Annotated in this window: 20 protein-coding genes and 1 tRNA gene; 16 read left to right on the top strand and 5 right to left on the bottom strand. The window is 38.3% G+C overall.

Features of this window, described 5'->3' with window-relative positions; genetic code table 11:
• Positions 1–72 precede the first annotated feature (72 nt).
• Complete coding sequence (locus QT327_RS15760; RefSeq protein WP_013667301.1) at positions 73–726, bottom strand: HAD family hydrolase; 654 nt, start codon at positions 724–726, stop codon at positions 73–75.
• Between the two features lie 89 nt (positions 727–815).
• Here QT327_RS15760 and QT327_RS15755 point away from each other — a divergent pair, with 89 nt between their 5' ends.
• The 4 genes from QT327_RS15755 to QT327_RS15740 all read left to right on the top strand — a co-directional run bounded on the left by QT327_RS15755 (position 816) and on the right by QT327_RS15740 (position 2,936).
• Positions 816–1,457 (top strand): M949_RS01915 family surface polysaccharide biosynthesis protein, encoded by a 642-nt coding sequence (locus QT327_RS15755; RefSeq protein WP_289553309.1) that lies wholly within the window; start codon positions 816–818, stop codon positions 1,455–1,457.
• A 69-nt stretch (positions 1,458–1,526) separates the two neighbouring features.
• A complete protein-coding gene (locus tag QT327_RS15750; protein WP_289553308.1) occupies positions 1,527–2,384 on the top strand; it encodes an LLM class flavin-dependent oxidoreductase in 858 nt (285 codons plus the stop codon).
• Positions 2,385–2,394: 10 nt separating this feature from the next.
• Entirely contained in the window at positions 2,395–2,526 is a 132-nt protein-coding gene (locus QT327_RS15745) for a hypothetical protein (RefSeq protein WP_289553307.1), read from the top strand.
• 38 nt (positions 2,527–2,564) lie between these two features.
• On the top strand, positions 2,565–2,936 hold the full coding sequence (locus QT327_RS15740; protein WP_013667298.1) for a DUF423 domain-containing protein: 372 nt from the start codon (positions 2,565–2,567) through the stop codon (positions 2,934–2,936).
• A gap of 65 nt (positions 2,937–3,001) precedes the next feature.
• On the opposite strand, the gene QT327_RS15735 is transcribed toward QT327_RS15740, so the two are convergent.
• Entirely contained in the window at positions 3,002–3,298 is a 297-nt protein-coding gene (locus tag QT327_RS15735; RefSeq protein WP_130855739.1) for a hypothetical protein, read from the bottom strand.
• A gap of 336 nt (positions 3,299–3,634) precedes the next feature.
• On the opposite strand from QT327_RS15735, the gene QT327_RS15730 reads away from it, so the two are divergent.
• A tRNA-Ser gene (locus tag QT327_RS15730) sits at positions 3,635–3,722 on the top strand.
• Positions 3,723–3,842: 120 nt separating this feature from the next.
• On the opposite strand, the gene QT327_RS15725 is transcribed toward QT327_RS15730, so the two are convergent.
• Positions 3,843–4,340 carry a hypothetical protein gene (locus QT327_RS15725; protein WP_289553306.1) on the bottom strand — a complete coding sequence of 166 codons (498 nt, stop codon included), beginning with the start codon at positions 4,338–4,340 and terminating at the stop codon, positions 3,843–3,845.
• Between the two features lie 241 nt (positions 4,341–4,581).
• Between QT327_RS15725 and QT327_RS15720 the strand changes: the two genes are divergently transcribed.
• The 3 genes from QT327_RS15720 to QT327_RS15710 all read left to right on the top strand — a co-directional run bounded on the left by QT327_RS15720 (position 4,582) and on the right by QT327_RS15710 (position 7,332).
• Entirely contained in the window at positions 4,582–5,616 is a 1,035-nt protein-coding gene (locus QT327_RS15720) for a sensor histidine kinase (RefSeq protein WP_130855741.1), read from the top strand.
• Positions 5,600–6,331 (top strand): LytR/AlgR family response regulator transcription factor, encoded by a 732-nt coding sequence (locus QT327_RS15715; protein WP_013667294.1) that lies wholly within the window; start codon positions 5,600–5,602, stop codon positions 6,329–6,331. The genes QT327_RS15720 and QT327_RS15715 overlap by 17 nt, the downstream gene beginning before the upstream one ends.
• A 206-nt stretch (positions 6,332–6,537) precedes the next feature.
• Complete coding sequence (locus QT327_RS15710; RefSeq protein ID WP_289553304.1) at positions 6,538–7,332, top strand: response regulator; 795 nt, start codon at positions 6,538–6,540, stop codon at positions 7,330–7,332.
• Positions 7,333–7,448: 116 nt separating this feature from the next.
• Here the strand turns inward: QT327_RS15710 and QT327_RS15705 are convergent, their stop codons facing one another.
• On the bottom strand, positions 7,449–7,883 hold the full coding sequence (locus tag QT327_RS15705; protein ID WP_130855743.1) for a soluble adenylyl cyclase-like protein: 435 nt from the start codon (positions 7,881–7,883) through the stop codon (positions 7,449–7,451).
• A 454-nt stretch (positions 7,884–8,337) separates the two neighbouring features.
• On the opposite strand from QT327_RS15705, the gene QT327_RS15700 reads away from it, so the two are divergent.
• Together QT327_RS15700 and QT327_RS15695 are read left to right on the top strand one after the other, a co-directional pair.
• Positions 8,338–8,601 carry a VOC family protein gene (locus tag QT327_RS15700; RefSeq protein WP_354004822.1) on the top strand — a complete coding sequence of 88 codons (264 nt, stop codon included), beginning with the start codon at positions 8,338–8,340 and terminating at the stop codon, positions 8,599–8,601.
• 217 nt (positions 8,602–8,818) lie between these two features.
• Positions 8,819–9,409, top strand: coding sequence for a 2'-5' RNA ligase family protein (locus QT327_RS15695; RefSeq protein WP_289553303.1), 591 nt, complete (start codon positions 8,819–8,821; stop codon positions 9,407–9,409).
• A 4-nt stretch (positions 9,410–9,413) separates the two neighbouring features.
• Here the strand turns inward: QT327_RS15695 and QT327_RS15690 are convergent, their stop codons facing one another.
• Complete coding sequence (locus QT327_RS15690) at positions 9,414–9,899, bottom strand: anthrone oxygenase family protein (RefSeq protein WP_289553301.1); 486 nt, start codon at positions 9,897–9,899, stop codon at positions 9,414–9,416.
• 181 nt (positions 9,900–10,080) lie between these two features.
• Here QT327_RS15690 and QT327_RS15685 point away from each other — a divergent pair, with 181 nt between their 5' ends.
• From QT327_RS15685 to QT327_RS15660, 6 genes are all read left to right on the top strand, one after another.
• Positions 10,081–10,911: an alpha/beta hydrolase gene (locus QT327_RS15685; protein WP_289553300.1), complete on the top strand. Its 831-nt coding sequence runs from the start codon at positions 10,081–10,083 to the stop codon at positions 10,909–10,911.
• A 34-nt stretch (positions 10,912–10,945) separates the two neighbouring features.
• Complete coding sequence (locus QT327_RS15680) at positions 10,946–11,869, top strand: SMP-30/gluconolactonase/LRE family protein (RefSeq protein ID WP_130855747.1); 924 nt, start codon at positions 10,946–10,948, stop codon at positions 11,867–11,869.
• 211 nt (positions 11,870–12,080) lie between these two features.
• A complete protein-coding gene (locus tag QT327_RS15675; protein ID WP_013667286.1) occupies positions 12,081–12,656 on the top strand; it encodes an RNA polymerase sigma factor in 576 nt (191 codons plus the stop codon).
• Positions 12,657–12,689: 33 nt separating this feature from the next.
• The gene (locus QT327_RS15670; protein WP_130855748.1) at positions 12,690–13,031 is read left to right on the top strand and encodes a hypothetical protein; all 342 of its coding nucleotides are present in this window, start codon (positions 12,690–12,692) and stop codon (positions 13,029–13,031) included.
• 31 nt (positions 13,032–13,062) lie between these two features.
• On the top strand, positions 13,063–13,287 hold the full coding sequence (locus QT327_RS15665) for a hypothetical protein (RefSeq protein WP_013667284.1): 225 nt from the start codon (positions 13,063–13,065) through the stop codon (positions 13,285–13,287).
• Positions 13,288–13,417: 130 nt separating this feature from the next.
• The gene (locus tag QT327_RS15660) at positions 13,418–15,445 is read left to right on the top strand and encodes a M3 family metallopeptidase (RefSeq protein ID WP_130855749.1); all 2,028 of its coding nucleotides are present in this window, start codon (positions 13,418–13,420) and stop codon (positions 15,443–15,445) included.
• The last annotated feature ends 47 nt before the right edge of the window (positions 15,446–15,492 follow it).

Genomic DNA, 15,492 nt, shown 5'->3' with positions numbered 1-15,492 from the left:
GTTTTGGATACGTGGCGACATACTTTTATCAATAGGCTGAATAATAGAGATTTTCCGTAACAAGTACCACCTTCATTTAACTTTTTCAAGCAGCCATCCATGAAAATCTTTAACGTCATAAAACATAAAGTCGGGTGCTAAGGCTCGTAGTTTATCAGCCTCTGCAGTCTCTGCCCAAGCCGCCGCTACAATGGGAATGCCAACGTCCTTACAGGCTGTTATATCGCTGGGAGCATCGCCAACATAAATGACCTCGGTTTTCTTAAAATCAGGCATATGATTTAGTACAGCTTGAATACCCTCAACTTTTCTTGGCCCTTTCGGCGACCCGGTTTCGATCAACTTAAAAAAAGAAAGAAGATCAAAACGCTTTAGGGAAATGGCGGTGCTCAGTGCTCCTTTTCCTGTCACAAGAGCCGTTTCAACCTGATGCTTTTTTAGGTCAGCCAGCATTTCACGTATACCTTCAAAGGGTTGTGGACATATTTCATGTAATACTTCGTAATTACTTAAATAGTTGGAAACGCCTTGTTGATAATGCGCCGGAGCCAGGGCCATAATAGTCCCTTCTTCTGAAGGGCCGAAAGTAGAGATGATTTCCTGATCCGAAATTGATTGGCCAATTAGTGGCTCTATAGACTCACGGAAAGCTCGAATGCAAAGTGGAAGCGTATTAGCGATCGTTCCATCAAGATCAAAAATAACTGCTTTTATTTTTTTTATCATGGCTGGTGAAATACTTGAAAATGGCTATTTATTAATCAATTTGACTAAGTTAGTTTTGTGGTGTTTAAATACCAAATCTATTTGCTCTAATGAAGAATAGGAAGATTTTCTTAAAAGTAATATGCCTGATTGGTACAATGTTGTTTATAGCCGTATCATTTGCCCAAGAGATAAGAATCTTAAATGCTGCCGAAATAGACGAAATTGCTTATGAAGGTGATTTAGATATGCCTGTATTCCGTGGCTTTGAATATAGAGATGGAGGTGGTTTATGGGATATGTTGCTTTTGGAAAATAATTATGTGGCTGGGAGTGACACAGCTACTAATTCATCCATTATGGGGATTTTATACTTACAGGATCATGGCGGGTATTTAAAAAAAACAGAATTTAAGGACTTTATAAAGGAGGAAGAAAGAGATATTCGTTTCTGGACATCCTATTGTTCTTTTACAGATTTAGATGGCGATGGGTATATCGATCCTGTTGTCGTTTATGCTTCTTATAAAGGGAAGGATAAATCGGATGAAGAACCGCTACGAGTCAAGATATTTGTTTTTTATAAAACCGCGAAGATTGGCGTTCGTGCGCAGGAATGCGCGTTGGATGCTTGCCGTACGTTGAAATTTGATAAGAGCTACGCTGCACTGCCTTTAAGTATTCGTCGGCATGTTCTTCAATTAATGGAAATCATGAGAACGGAGCGGGGAGTGATTCTGAAAGACGGCTGACATTTTATAATAGAATTTGACTTAAAGCTTACAGCGGTAACTCACCTTAAAGGCTACATTTGTTGAACTATGACAGAACAAATTCCTTTATCAGCTCTAGAGCTGGCAGTAGTAGTGGAAGGGGGAGATGCAGGAACAGCAATAGAAAGCAGCGTAAGAGTAGCCCAGCACATCGAAGAATTAGGTTATCGTCGAATTTGGCTAGCGGAGCACCACAATATGGAACATATAGCCAGTTCCGCTACAGCCGTATTAATTGGCCACGTCGCTGGTCGTACTAAGACAATTAGGGTGGGATCCGGTGGAGTTATGTTACCCAATCATACGCCGTTGATTGTTGCAGAACAGTTCGGGACCTTAGAAACACTATATCCTGGACGTATCGACTTAGGTTTGGGGCGAGCACCTGGCACAGATCAGCTGACAGCCATGGCTTTGCGGAAAAATAATATGCACGCCGCTTTTCAGTTTCCCGATGATGTCAAAGAGTTGCAACAGTTTTTAAGTGGAGATAATGTGGACAGCAAGGTTCGAGCATTTCCCGGTGAAGGGCTTGATATTCCGATATGGATATTGGGCTCAAGCACGGATAGTGCACATTTAGCAGCGCGTTTAGGCTTACCTTATGCCTTTGCATCCCATTTTGCACCCGCTCAATTTCGAGCAGCCGTTTCCATATATAAACGAGAATTCCGTCCTTCAGAACATCTGAACGAACCCTATGTTATGGCTTGTGTTAATGTTATTGGAGCAGATACGGACGAGGAGGCGGAGTTTCTTTCCTCCAGTTTGTATCGGATGTTTATTGGCATTTTGACGGATCAACGGCAGCCATTGCAACCACCGAATCCTTCTTTGGCCCTGGCATGGAGCCCCGAGGTCCAGCAAGCGGTAAATAATATGACTGCTTGTACTTTTGTGGGGTAGCAAAGATACCTTGAGCCGACAATTATCGGCCTTTATTGCCGAGATGGGTATCAATGAGTTGATGGCCACTAGTTATATCTATGATCTGAATAAAAGGCTTGCCTCTTTTACCATACTGAAAGAAGCGTTACAGGACATATAAGAATAATGCTAAATCACTTGACTAATAAATAAAAACAGATGGTTGCTCAAATTTTTGGCGCTGCTTTTGGCCTCCTTGCCGTAATATTAGGAGCCTTTGGTGCTCATGCTTTGAAAAAGAAATTTACGGTTGATCAACAGCAAAGTTTTGAAACCGGTGTAAGATACCAAATGTACCATGCAATTGTTTTGATAGGTATAGGTGAACTATACAAAGATGTGGCACTATTTCAAACAATTAGTATACTATTTATTGTTGGTGTCATCTTGTTTTCATTCAGTATTTATGGTTTGTGTCTCAGCTCGGCGTTCGGTCGTAAACTACGTTTTTTAGGACCCATCACCCCTCTTGGTGGACTTTTCTTGGTAATTGGATGGGCTTTATTGCTCTATCAGGTTCTTTCAAAGTAACTATAAACTTTCCATATTACTTTGAAGGAATCTTATCTTACTGTCGAATAGTTAATGCCTGACTGTTATTTGTGTGTACTGACTTTTTTAAAACGATATAGATATTTACCGTTGGACGCTTGAAAAAGACTGTCTTGTTGTTGTTGCGCTTGTTGTGAGCTTAATTTAATTACGTCATAAGAAACAAACTCTTCTTTGGGTTCATCGGAGATGCGAACATTATTAATGTATTTATAGGAAGGCGTTATGCGATATAATTCGCGATTCCACGTATATATATCCGTTTCTGTCTCTATTTCAAAGTTATCCTTGCTACAGGAGCATAAGGCTAAGGCGATCAAACAATTTATTATCAATTTCATCAGTTAGATTGTTAAAAATCTTTCCGCGATTCTATGTGCCCTTAGGCAAAAAACATTCCAAGGAATATGTAGAAAGCTTAGCAATAGCGAACTTTAACATTTATTAACTAAACCGATCGCTAATAAGGGCAGATAAGCAAGAAGTTGGTGATGGCTATACAATAAGGGGGGATAGTACGCTGAAATGTATGAGATTTAGTACATTTTTTATAGGACAGCATTTTTAGTACCCTTTCGCCCCGGTCACCAAATTCACATTAGCCGAAAAATACATTTTTATTTTGGCAAATACGCCAAAACTCCTATTTTTGCAGTCCTTCAAGGTAAGGGATAAACGGAGAGTTGTCCGAGTGGTTTAAGGAGCACGCCTGGAAAGTGTGTATACCTCAAAAGGGTATCGAGAGTTCGAATCTCTCACTCTCCGCGAAAACAGGCCCGACTAGTTATCGGGCTTTTCTTTTTACCGGAAACCAACCTATTATGATTACTACTATTCCGTCAATTTGATAATCGGGGCTAACAATCTGTGAAATGAGATGCTAAGCTAAAGCGGGTATAAGCTCTTTAGTGTGCGAATACGCTTGTTATGTACCGAAATTTCTTTATAGTGCTTGTCTTTTTGTATTTGAACAAGGTAAATAACGGTACCCGGAATCTGAATTTCTCGTGCACGTAAAACAGAATAACCATCAAATTTTGAACGAATAATTTTTTTTAGATCTTCTGGAGTAGCGGATTCATTCAGGTATTTAATCGTGTGTTTCCATATACCTGTTGCACTATAACTTACCGTATAGGGAATGGTTTCCTGTTTAAACTTGGTAACCAGGCCATCATTTACTTTGTACCATCGAGCGTCAGAAATATTATAAAAATGCTTATTAAAATGTTTCAGTACAAGCCTTGAGTTAGACGATCCAATTGAGGTGAGTACGGTATTAAGTGGGGCGTCTAAATCTTCTCCTATTTCCGATCCGTTTTGCGCAACAAGCATTTGTGCCCTGCCATCGGTCGTACCGATGATCACGATAACCATTACCATAAAAGTTATCGCCGTTTTTTAAACTTTTCATGATCAAATAGCATTGATTTAAAACAAAAGAAAGGTATCATTTATAGATCAGCAATTTTTTTTTAGATATACGACATGTTTTTAGCCTAAATGATAATATGTCTTGATATAAGTCGTTTGTCGTTCGAAAACTGCCGTATGACAAAAAAAATGGCGTTCGACGGATATATTAGGTAACTTAGATTTAAAATGACTAGTTCCATAACCGGTGATGAAAAAGTTAAATAACCAATACATTTTTATTATTCTTTTCTGGACATTATATTTTCTATACGAATGGCTAAGTGTTCCATCCATGAGCGGAGAGTATAGGCGATATTTTATTTCAGCTTGTGTAATGGTACCTACCACCTTTATTGCGGCCATCCTAACGGTACATGTCTATTTCGCTAAATTCTATCTGAAGAGCCGCAAACGCTTGTTTTGGATTGCCTCTATGCTAACCATGTTCGTGCTGCTGATGATAAGAAGGTTATTTTATTACTATCACACATATCCACTATACTACCCCGAAGGAATGTTATTGCCTTTTTTCTATGTACCTAAGCTTATTATCGATTTTGTTAATATGTACCTTATTGTTGGTTTATATTCACTTATCTATTTTTTTCGTTCTTATTACGAACAACAAAAACTCAATGCAACCCTTCAGAAAGAAATGATCAGGTCTGAATTGGAGTTGCTTAAGCTACAGGTTCATCCTCATTTTATTTTTAATACCTTAAATAATATTTACTCATTTTCCATTCAGCAAAAACCGAAGGCGGCAGATCTTATTCATCGCCTTTCGTCTTTTTTAGATTATAATTTATACCAGGCAAAGGAAAACACTGTACCACTCATTAACGAAATAGAATACATACAGCATTATATCGAATTAGAGAAAATTCGTTTTGGCGATCGACTAGATATCTCTATAAATATCCTCTCGGAAATAGAGCATTTTTATATAAGTCCAATGTTATTGTTGCCTCTGGTAGAAAATGCGTTTAAACATGGTGCAGGCAAATTGCAAAAAGATGCTTGGATACGTATGGATATCTCGATGAAACGCGACATCTTAACCGTTAAGATTGAGAATAATTATGCTGAGCAAACAACCCAATCGGAACGCCCCGGTATTGGTTTAGACAATGTAAAAAGAAGACTGGAAATTCTCTATGAAGGAGCTCACGAAATAAGTATAATGAAGGAATCCGGTACTTTCCTAGTTGTTCTAAAAATTAAAAATGGAATCACTGCATAAAATAAAATGTATAGCGGTGGACGATGAACCGCCTGCATTACAATTATTAATTTCTTATATCGAAAAAATTCAATCACTCGAATTGGTGTTTTCTAGCAGCGACGCGCTGGAAGCTTTTAATTTTATACAACATCATGAGGTCGATATTTTATTTATTGATATACAGATGCCGGGTCTTAATGGTTTAGAATTTGTTCGTGCGTTGTTTTATCGACCGGCAGTAATCATGACTACCGCATATCGTGAGCATGCGGCAGAGGGGTTTGATTTAGATGTTTTAGATTATTTAGTTAAGCCCTTTCGATTTGAACGCTTTTTAAGAGCAGTATCAAAATATTCGCAAACGAGCGGTTCTAGTTTGGAGTTCGTTCATAAAGTTCAAAAACAAGAAGATGTTTACATGTACTTTAATGTTAACAAAGAATTGATCAAAGTTTTTTTGAAAGACATTCTTTATATAGAAAGTGTTAGAGATTATATCAAAATTGTTATGGCTGCTAAAACTATTATAACGTATCAGCGAATCAGTTATATGGAAGAAAAGTTGCCGGAGGATAACTTTATTAGAATGCACAAATCGTTTATTGTAAACCTACACCAGATTAAGGCGTATAAATGCGATCGATTGAGGGTGGGAAACGAGGTCCTGCCCGTTGGGCGATTCTATAAGAAAAGGCTGATTGAGCGATTGAACGCGGATCAATTTGGTTCTTAGAGACGGCATTGCTTGTTTCTGTAGATTTCGGGAGACGTATTACATTTCGTATTTTGCAGCGCGAAAGAAACGCAATTATTCAGTTTTATGTGCGTTATAAGGTCATGAAAAGTATGAACAGCTGTGGATTGAAGAGAGGTGTGAAATAATTCACCTCTCACGTGGATGACCAGCTGAATTTTATTGCCACTTAAAGAGAATTTCTAATGGAAGAAAACAAAACGAGCGAGCTTAGAATCTTATTTGCCGAGGACAATGAGGTCAATCGGTTTTATCTTCGGTCTCTCTTCGAACAGCACTTTAAAGGTATGCTGATTTTGGAAGCCAAAAATGGTCGAGAGGCTGTTGAAATATATGAAGCGTATAGGCCGAATTTAGTGCTGCTTGATTTAAATATGCCGATTATGGGAGGAAATGAGGCTGCCGTAACAATTAAGCAATTAGCCGAAACAAACGGGGACAAACCTCGGATAATTGCATTGACAGGGAATTCACTCAATGTCGATGATGGGACTCATAATCAGGAGGCGATTGATGATTATATCATCAAGCCGTTTACTGCAGAAGCTCTGTTGACACTGCTATCGCCGGTTATTGTAGATGGGAAAAATATAGAAGAAAGCACGGATAACTTGGAGATTACAATAGAAGGCGACATATTACACGATAAACGGCATTTTAATTATGAGGAACTGGAGCGATCTTTAGCTAATGACAGACAATTGATCAATGAAGTTTTAACTTATGTGCTAAATAGTCTGGACACCTTCTTGCCGAGGTTTAGAAACTTAATAACTGAAGGAAATCAAGAGCAAATACAAAAACTTGCACATGAACTTCGAGGAACCGCACTCAACGCTCGCTTGCCGCTGCTTAGTGAATATGCATTATTGCTAGAAAACCAAGCGAGTTTTGATGAAGATTTTCTTCTTGAACATTTAAAAAGAATAGATGAAGAAATTAAAGATGTAAAGCCTTTGCTTGCGGCCATGCTTGACTAGAAGTAATGGATATCATTTAGATCTATTAGCAAATTTTGAGGACGTCAAAATATAGGACAAGCACGGTCCACAACTTGTTCTTTAATAGGCTCCCCATAAAATATGGGGAGTTATCGTTAAGCACCTATTAGGGTATATTCAAATCTCCGACCTATTTTTCTACCTTCAATAAAGCCATTTTTAAGAAGATAGGACAGCCTTACCGCAACTACTTTTTCCAGTTTATATGGATCCAATTCGGGTTGTGCCTGTTGTAGAACATCCAAAATATCCTCTTTGAATCCTTGTCCTACATTTGTCAATGCATAGCTGATCTTATAGTCTAGTTTGGAATGGGGATCAAAATTTTCTACCGGTTTGAGTACCTTTTTATTGGCTTTACTTTCAAGGGTATAACCGGCAGAGGAAGGGATCAGACTGGCAAGGCTATTGCTTTTATTGCCCGTAATGCCCTCAATAGTTTTGTCGATGCTTTTTATTTCCTGTAAAAGCGCTTCCCGCATTTCTTTCAAGTATTCGATTACTTGTTTTTCTTGAACTTGAGCTTTCATGTAATGTTAGTGATTGGTTTTTACAAACTTATATAATTTAAATAAATTATACAATTCGAAGGACTAAGATTGATGCATTGTTGTGGTAGAGACATCAAAAATCGTATGCTTTGTTTTTTTAAATTGTTTGTTCTGTGATAAAAGAAAGCGAATACGGATAGGCGTTTGTCGCATTTTCCTTATAAATTTCTCATAGAGCGACTGCTGTTTTTTTTTATTGATCATGTAGATTCGTATCGTTACAATTTTGTGATAGAGTTTACTGCAAATTGCAGCGGAGATGGTTTAGCTTTTTTTTCAATTAACTATAGAAGAATCATTTGGCTGGTGTGAAGACTAATTTTAACAAATAATGATAAAAATACAATGAAAAGAGACGTTATATCACAAAGAATTACGACAAACTTGTGTTCGAAAAAGAAGCAGAAGAGGCGGTTCGCTTTTATACCTCGATATTCAAGATAGTAAAATTGAAAGTATCGCTCGTTATACCGAAGAGGGCTTTGAGCATCACCGAAAACCGGCAGGGTCCATAAAGACCATTGAATTTACCCTTGATGGCCAAGAGTTTTTGGCATTAAATGGTGGGCCAATATTTAAGTTCAACGAAGCGATATCGCTTATTGTGAATTGTGAAGATCAGAACGAAGTTGATTATTATTGGAAACGTCTTTGCGAGGGCGGTGACGAAAAAGCACAAGTATGCGGGTGGCTTTAAGATAAATTTGGTGTATCATGGCAAGTTGCTTCGCTTGTGCTAAACGAAATGATTTTGGATCCGGATGTCGTTAAGGTTAATCGTGTTTTAAAAGCGATGTTTCAAATGAAAAAAATCAACATCGCTGAGTTGGAAGCAGTCTATGGCAAGTAATCAACGTAATAGAAAAACCTATATAATTGTTATATTTGCTAATATATTTAGTGTTTTGTCGTTTATGGTTTCTATTAAACATAGAGAGCTCGAATATTTGCTCGTGTTGCCGTTGCCCAAGGAGGTGGAACAACACGTTATGTATTTTAAGAATGTCTTTAAGGATACATATGATTTTCCAAACGCCTTAATCACATATCCTCACCTTACACTATTGAAGTTTATGCAGTTTGAAAACTATGAAGGAGCTATTATAAATAAGCTGATCCAATTAGCTTGTTATGTTAGCCCATTTCAAGTAATTTTAAACGGTTTTAGATTTTTCGAACGGGTCTTTTACATTGACGTGGCAACGGGAAGCGTTATTTTGGATGTCGTATACAATCAACGGTCTTCGCTGCTACCACTATTACGTGCAGGTAAAAATTGCTATCATTTTACTCGGAACGCACATGTAACGATTGCAAGGGGGCTTTTACAACTACAGCGTCTGGAAATTAGTCGAAGTTGGAAGATTCCTTCATATCAAGCAGCTTTCATAGCATCCCAAATGTTATTACTAAAGCGGACGACGGCTTATAGCCCATATAAACCGGTTAATACGATTCGTTTCGTAGGAAATAAGTCTTATCCAAAACAAGGTGATTTATTTTAGTGCGTTATTCTTTATCAACGCAAGCTATCGACAGAAGGAGGAAGCTTAAAGACGCACTAACCGCACGTACGAAATTAAAGCGCACCCAGGTTGTTTGAAAAATTTCTTTTCGATTCATTAATTCTTGCTGGTTTGCCTGTTGTAAATGAAACTTATTTAACCCTTCGTTTATGGGGACATTTACGCTCATTGTGATAATAAAGACACCTAACACATATATCAATGTAGCGAAAACAAGCAGATAGATTTTAAGCTGAGATTCTTGTCGATAAGCAAAAAAGACCTTTAGCGGTAACAATAGTAAGGGAGCCAGAAAAACGATAATAAACCAAGGATTAAGTATGACCCGATTGAACGATTGCAATGCCAACAATGACTCGAAAGCTGGTAACCTCCTCAAACCCGGCATGATGGCGTTACTCCAAGTAAAAAAAAGCCCAGACATGATCGCTGTTGCTAAGAGTGCGCATAAAGTTAATAACTGATTCATAATCTATATTTTAATGTTTATTGATGTACATGTAAAAATAAATTGTAACTGCCTCACAGAATAGAATAAATACGACAATTTTAGGTACTTAGGGAATAAAACGAATCATTATCGCTATTTTTAAAAAATAGTGTAATTTTAGACTTTACTCAATAATGGTTTTCCCTTAAGCAAATACAAAATGAAGCGTTGTTTTTTTGTTTTATATCTAATTCTACTAAAATTATCTGCGAATGCGCAAGTCGTTCAATATAATACGAAAGCTAACGTGTCTTATTACGAGGAGGGCTCCCGATTGGATAGCTACAAGAAGAAGCGATGCACGCTGGATATTTATTATCCCGAAAATAAAAGCGACTTTGCTACCGTTATCTGGTTTCATGGAGGTGGTTTGACAGGAGGCGAGAAGGAAGTGCCGGAAGCGCTAAAAAATCAAGGAATTGCTGTTGTTGGTGTCAGTTATAGGCTTTCTCCGAAAGTTAAAGGAAGTGACGTGATTGAGGACGCCTCAGCAGCAACAGCTTGGGTATTTAAGCATATCAAAGAGTTTGGGGGGAATGAGAAACTAATTTTCGTGTCCGGACATTCGGCGGGAGGGTACCTCGGAATGATGCTGACCCTTAATAAAGCTTACTTAAAAAAATATAATATCGACGCCAATCAAGTTGCCGGTGTGATACCATTTAGTGGTCATACCATTACTCATTTCACGATAAGGAAAGAAAGAGGAATCCGTGATGTACAGGCAGTGGTTGACGAATTTGCTCCTTTGTTTTATGTACGAGCCGATGCGCCGCCACTATTACTCATAACGGGGGACAGGGATTTAGAGCTTTTGGGAAGATACGAAGAAAATGCCTACATGGCGCGTATGATGAAGTTAGCAGGGCATAATGCGACGTCTCTTATTGAACTAGGCGGATATGGACATAATATGACTTTTCCCGCATTTCCCTTGCTGCTTAAGGAAGTCACTCGTAGGACAGAAGAGATTGTCAATCGTTTAAACTGATCCATTCCCACCTGGCGACCATTTTCTATAGATTATGAAACCAATTAATAATTGTACCCGTTTTGTTTTGATTGTCTGTTGTTTATTTCTTTATAATCACGAAGTGAATGGCTCCGCAACACCGGTAACTGATAGTAGCGAAATAGTCCTTGCTGGTGAGCAGTTACAACTCGTGGGAGATGGTTTTGCTTTTACTGAAGGGCCCGCCGCTGATCGTGATGGTAATGTATATTTTACTGACCAACCTAATAACCGTATCTGGAAATATGACTTACAGGGAAAACTCAGCATTTTTATGGAGAATGCAGGAAGGGCAAATGGGTTGTATTTCGACAAGGAAGGGGCGCTGATCGCTTGTGCTGATGAACAGAACCAGCTTTGGCGAATTGAGAACGGCGTGGTTGAGAAGTTAGTGAGGCATTATCAAGATACACTTCTCAATGGTCCAAATGACGTTTGGGTAGCACCTAACGGCTTCATTTACTTTACGGATCCTTATTACCAGAGAGATTATTGGAAGAGAAAGGCCCCTGATTTAAAAGTGCAAGCATTGTATTTGTACAAAAAAGGCGGGCACTTGGTTCGATTGGACGATCGATTCAAAAGGCCCAACGGAATTGTTGGAACGCCTGATGGCCATTATTTATACGTAGCAGATATCGGCGACAATAAAACCTATCGTTATACCTTAAAAAAGAATGGGAAGCTCGCAAAAAAGCGGCTCTTTATTCATAAGGGCTCTGATGGAATGACAATTGATACTCAAGGAAACCTTTATTTAACAGGTAAAGGAGTCACCGTCTATGATAAGCAGGGGAAGGAGATTGCACATATCTCAGTGCCGGCAAAATGGACCGCGAACGTATGTTTCGGAGGCCGTGATGGAAATATTCTTTTTATTACCGCTAGTGATAAGGTGTTTACGCTAAAAATGCGCACAAAGGGTTATAGTAAGTAGCGATAATCACTCCCACGATAGTTTTAAGTTGCTTATTTTTTTACCGGTTTCCTATTCTCTATTATCAATTTTTCAAGAATTTGCTTCACATGCTCTTCACAGGAACTACCTGCGGATATTGTTTTTGAGGGCCTTGGAACGAAGGCGAAAAATTTTAAAAAAAATTGAAATATTTCATTGACCCACTCGTCTATACAGATAAGTTAAAGAGATGGATCAGTTATCAATAGCAAAAGGCATGTCAGAAGATAAGCAGAGCAAAATCTTAACCACCATAACATCTTATGGGAAGGGGTTGCTAAGCTTTATTAGGAAGCGTGTCAAAAGTGATGCAGATGCAGAGGATATTTTGCAAGATGTGTGGTTTCAGCTAACAGCAGTCATTAATTCGGAGCCGGTAGAACAGGTAGGTGGGTGGCTTTACCGAGTGGCAAGAAACCGTATTATCGATAAATACAGAAAGAAGACAGAAACTTCTTACGATGATACCATGGAAGATGACAATGAACAATCTGTATCATTTAGTGAGTTACTTTTAGGTGTTAACGACAGTCCGGAAAAAACTTATCAAGATCGGTTGATGTGGAAAACGTTATTCAGCTCACTGGAAGAATTGCCTGCAGCACAACGTGATGTTTTTGTATGGCATGAGTTAGACCATATCCCTTTTGCGGAAATTGCGGAACGTACCGGAGAGTCCGTGAATACATTGATTTCTAGGAAGCGTTATGCTGTGCTACATTTAAGGAAACGCTTACTTGTCTTTTATAAAGAGTTGGATAAATAAATGAATCGGTAAAATTGATAAAAACATAAAGTGATGAAACGGATATTCAGAAGTAAATTTAGATTTATTGCCATACCTATACTAGCGGTTACTTTCCTGTTCTTGGTAAGTTATATCGTTATGCTATTATGGAATTTCAGTATTGCAGCAATCTTTAATATACATAGCATAAATCTTTGGCAGGCAATGGCATTATTTGTTCTTTCCAAGGTTCTTTTTGGCTTTGGCAAAGGAGGGCGAAGAGGAGGTGCACCTTGGAGCAAACGGTCAATGCGCGATAAATTTGAAAAAACGAATGAAATGGATACAGAAAAAATGAGAACCTACATGCGCGAGCGGTGGTGTGATTGGAGGAGCTTTCAAGAGGAAAAATAGAATGGAAATCAACAAAAATTAAGGAAGTATCATGAACCAAGTGTTAATTTTTAAAACGAGTGTTAATGCTCAAAAACATGTACAGCAAGTAGCTGCCTTGTTTAAATCCATTAAGTTAATCAAACAGTGGAGTTTTGATTTAGACGATTGTGATCGAGTCCTACGGGTGGTATCGTTAAATGTCCGTCCCGAAATGATTGAAAATTTATTGAGAACAGAAGGTATATATTGTGAACATATGGAGTATGAGTTGTAAATTCGACGAAGGCCAATTGCTTTTATAGGTATTCACAGATTACATATAAAAGCAATTACTTTCTCTTTTTTTCTACAGCGTTCGCGAATGACGAGCATTTTGTCTAAGTTTGGAATTTATTTCCAATATTATGCATAATCCACTTTTGAAGCCATTCAATACCCCCTTTAATAGTTTTCCATTTGAAAATATAAATCAAGAAGATTTTAAGCCTGCAATTTTAGACGGTATAGCACAGGCGAAGCAGGAGATCGCACAAATAGTTAACAATCCAGCCGATCCGACGTTTGACAATACTATAATAGCACTTGAAAAAGCAGGGAAACCATTGCATGTTATCGCTGAAGGTTTTTTTAATATCAATTCTGCTGAAACCAATGACTACCTTCAAAATTTAGCGCAGGAACTTTCCCCTTTACTTGCAGCATACGGAAACGATATAACCCTTAATGAAAGTCTTTTTCAAAGGATAAAGAAAGTATTTAACGATACACCTAAATCAAGTTTGTCTGAAGAAGAATATAGACTGTTAGATAAGACTTATAAAAGTTTTACAAGAAATGGTGCATTACTTGACGCTGTCCAAAAAGAAAGGCTACGGTATATTGATAAAGAGCTTTCAACATTGAAAGTTAAATTCTCACAAAACGTTTTGCATGAAACGAATGCCTACACTTTGCATATTACAAGCGAGCAGGATATGGACGGACTTCCGGAGTCTGTAAAAAGTGTAGCAAAGGAAGAGGCAGAGAAAAGAGGAGTGGAAGGCTGGATCTTTACCTTGCAGTTTCCAAGCATGATGCCATTTATGAAGTATGCAAAAAAACGGAATTTAAGAAAGGAACTTTATTTAGCTTCTTCTAAAAAGGCTTTCAACAAAAACGAATACGATAATGAAGAATGTGTTAGAAAAATAGTTGCTTTGAGACAAGAACGCGCCGAGCTACTGGGTTATGAAACACATGCTCACTTTATTTTGGAAGAAAGAATGGCGGCCGAACCCAAACAAGTTGAGGATTTTCTCCATAATTTGTTGATCAAGGCTAAACCTTTTGCGCAAAAGGAAATTGATCAGTTAAGGCATATTGCATCGGCAGACGATATAGACGAATTGATGCCATATGATCACGCATACTATGTGGAAAAATTAAGGGAAGCTAAGTACAATTTTTCTGAAGAAGCTTTAAAACCATATTTCCCGCTTGAAAGCGTAATCAAAGCTGCATTTGATGTAGCGAATAGGCTATATGGATTGACATTTGACAGGCGGAATGATATTCAGAAATACCATCAGGAGGTGGACGTTTTTGAAGTGTCGGAGAATGGTAAACATAAGGCATTGCTTTACGTTGATTGGTTTCCTAGAGAAGGTAAGCGTGCGGGGGCGTGGATGACGAGTTATCGTGGGCAATCAAAGTTTGAGGGTCAAAACATAAGACCTCATATTTCTATCGTTTGTAATTTTTCGCGTCCCTATGAAGATATCCCATCGCTACTGACGTTTAATGAAGTGACTACTTTATTTCATGAATTTGGTCATGCCTTGCATGGAATAATGGCGGATACTGTATATGAAAGTCTTTCCGGTACCAATGTATATTGGGATTTTGTTGAACTTCCTTCACAGTTCATGGAAAACTATTGCTATGATAAAACATTTTTATCTAGTTTTGCAAAACATTATAAAACAGGCGAGCCGCTTCCTTTAGTAGAAATTGATAAGATCGTTGCGTCTGCAAATTTCATGGAAGCTTATCAAACTTTACGACAATTGAGTTTCGGTTTGTTGGATTTAGCCTATCACACAAATCAGTTAAGGCCAGATGATGCAATAGCAGAATTCGAGCGGCGCATTGTAGCCGAAACGCAACTTTATCCGGCAGTCGAGGGCACCGCTATGAGTCCATCCTTTTCCCACATATTTCCCGGTGGGTATTCTGCAGGATATTATTCCTACAAATGGGCTGAAGTTCTTGATGCAGATGCATACGCATATTTTCGAGAAAAAGGTATCTTTAATAGGGAAATCGCTGAAAAGTTTAAGGTTCTACTCAGTAAAGGCGGTACCGTTGATCCAATGCAGCTTTATAAAGACTTTCGCGGGAGGAAGCCTTCAATTGATGCATTGTTAAAACGAGCGGGATTAATCAGTAACTAGGCCAGCCTGTTTGATTTAATTTACGTTTTCCATAGGGCGCTGATCGA

Origin of the sequence: Olivibacter sp. 47 (assembly GCF_030372825.1) — a bacterium.
Classification (GTDB): Bacteria; Bacteroidota; Bacteroidia; order Sphingobacteriales; family Sphingobacteriaceae; genus Olivibacter; species Olivibacter oleidegradans.
This window is presented reverse-complemented; position numbering and strand designations above follow the sequence as displayed.

Excerpts from the sequence above, each read along its gene's own strand:
- QT327_RS15755 (WP_289553309.1), top strand. The coding sequence starts at position 816 with ATGAAGAATAGGAAGATTTTCTTAAAAGTAATATGCCTGATTGGTACA.
- QT327_RS15690 (WP_289553301.1), bottom strand. The coding sequence starts at position 9,899 with ATGAATCAGTTATTAACTTTATGCGCACTCTTAGCAACAGCGATCATG.
- QT327_RS15710 (WP_289553304.1), top strand. The coding sequence starts at position 6,538 with ATGGAAGAAAACAAAACGAGCGAGCTTAGAATCTTATTTGCCGAGGAC.
- QT327_RS15680 (WP_130855747.1), top strand. The coding sequence starts at position 10,946 with ATGAAACCAATTAATAATTGTACCCGTTTTGTTTTGATTGTCTGTTGT.
- QT327_RS15720 (WP_130855741.1), top strand. The coding sequence starts at position 4,582 with ATGAAAAAGTTAAATAACCAATACATTTTTATTATTCTTTTCTGGACA.
- QT327_RS15750 (WP_289553308.1), top strand. The coding sequence starts at position 1,527 with ATGACAGAACAAATTCCTTTATCAGCTCTAGAGCTGGCAGTAGTAGTG.
- QT327_RS15705 (WP_130855743.1), bottom strand. The coding sequence starts at position 7,883 with ATGAAAGCTCAAGTTCAAGAAAAACAAGTAATCGAATACTTGAAAGAA.
- QT327_RS15685 (WP_289553300.1), top strand. The coding sequence starts at position 10,081 with ATGAAGCGTTGTTTTTTTGTTTTATATCTAATTCTACTAAAATTATCT.
- QT327_RS15735 (WP_130855739.1), bottom strand. The coding sequence starts at position 3,298 with ATGAAATTGATAATAAATTGTTTGATCGCCTTAGCCTTATGCTCCTGT.
- QT327_RS15715 (WP_013667294.1), top strand. The coding sequence starts at position 5,600 with ATGGAATCACTGCATAAAATAAAATGTATAGCGGTGGACGATGAACCG.
- QT327_RS15665 (WP_013667284.1), top strand. The coding sequence starts at position 13,063 with ATGAACCAAGTGTTAATTTTTAAAACGAGTGTTAATGCTCAAAAACAT.
- QT327_RS15740 (WP_013667298.1), top strand. The coding sequence starts at position 2,565 with ATGGTTGCTCAAATTTTTGGCGCTGCTTTTGGCCTCCTTGCCGTAATA.
- QT327_RS15670 (WP_130855748.1), top strand. The coding sequence starts at position 12,690 with ATGAAACGGATATTCAGAAGTAAATTTAGATTTATTGCCATACCTATA.
- QT327_RS15660 (WP_130855749.1), top strand. The coding sequence starts at position 13,418 with ATGCATAATCCACTTTTGAAGCCATTCAATACCCCCTTTAATAGTTTT.
- QT327_RS15725 (WP_289553306.1), bottom strand. The coding sequence starts at position 4,340 with ATGGTAATGGTTATCGTGATCATCGGTACGACCGATGGCAGGGCACAA.
- QT327_RS15695 (WP_289553303.1), top strand. The coding sequence starts at position 8,819 with ATGGTTTCTATTAAACATAGAGAGCTCGAATATTTGCTCGTGTTGCCG.
- QT327_RS15760 (WP_013667301.1), bottom strand. The coding sequence starts at position 726 with ATGATAAAAAAAATAAAAGCAGTTATTTTTGATCTTGATGGAACGATC.
- QT327_RS15675 (WP_013667286.1), top strand. The coding sequence starts at position 12,081 with ATGGATCAGTTATCAATAGCAAAAGGCATGTCAGAAGATAAGCAGAGC.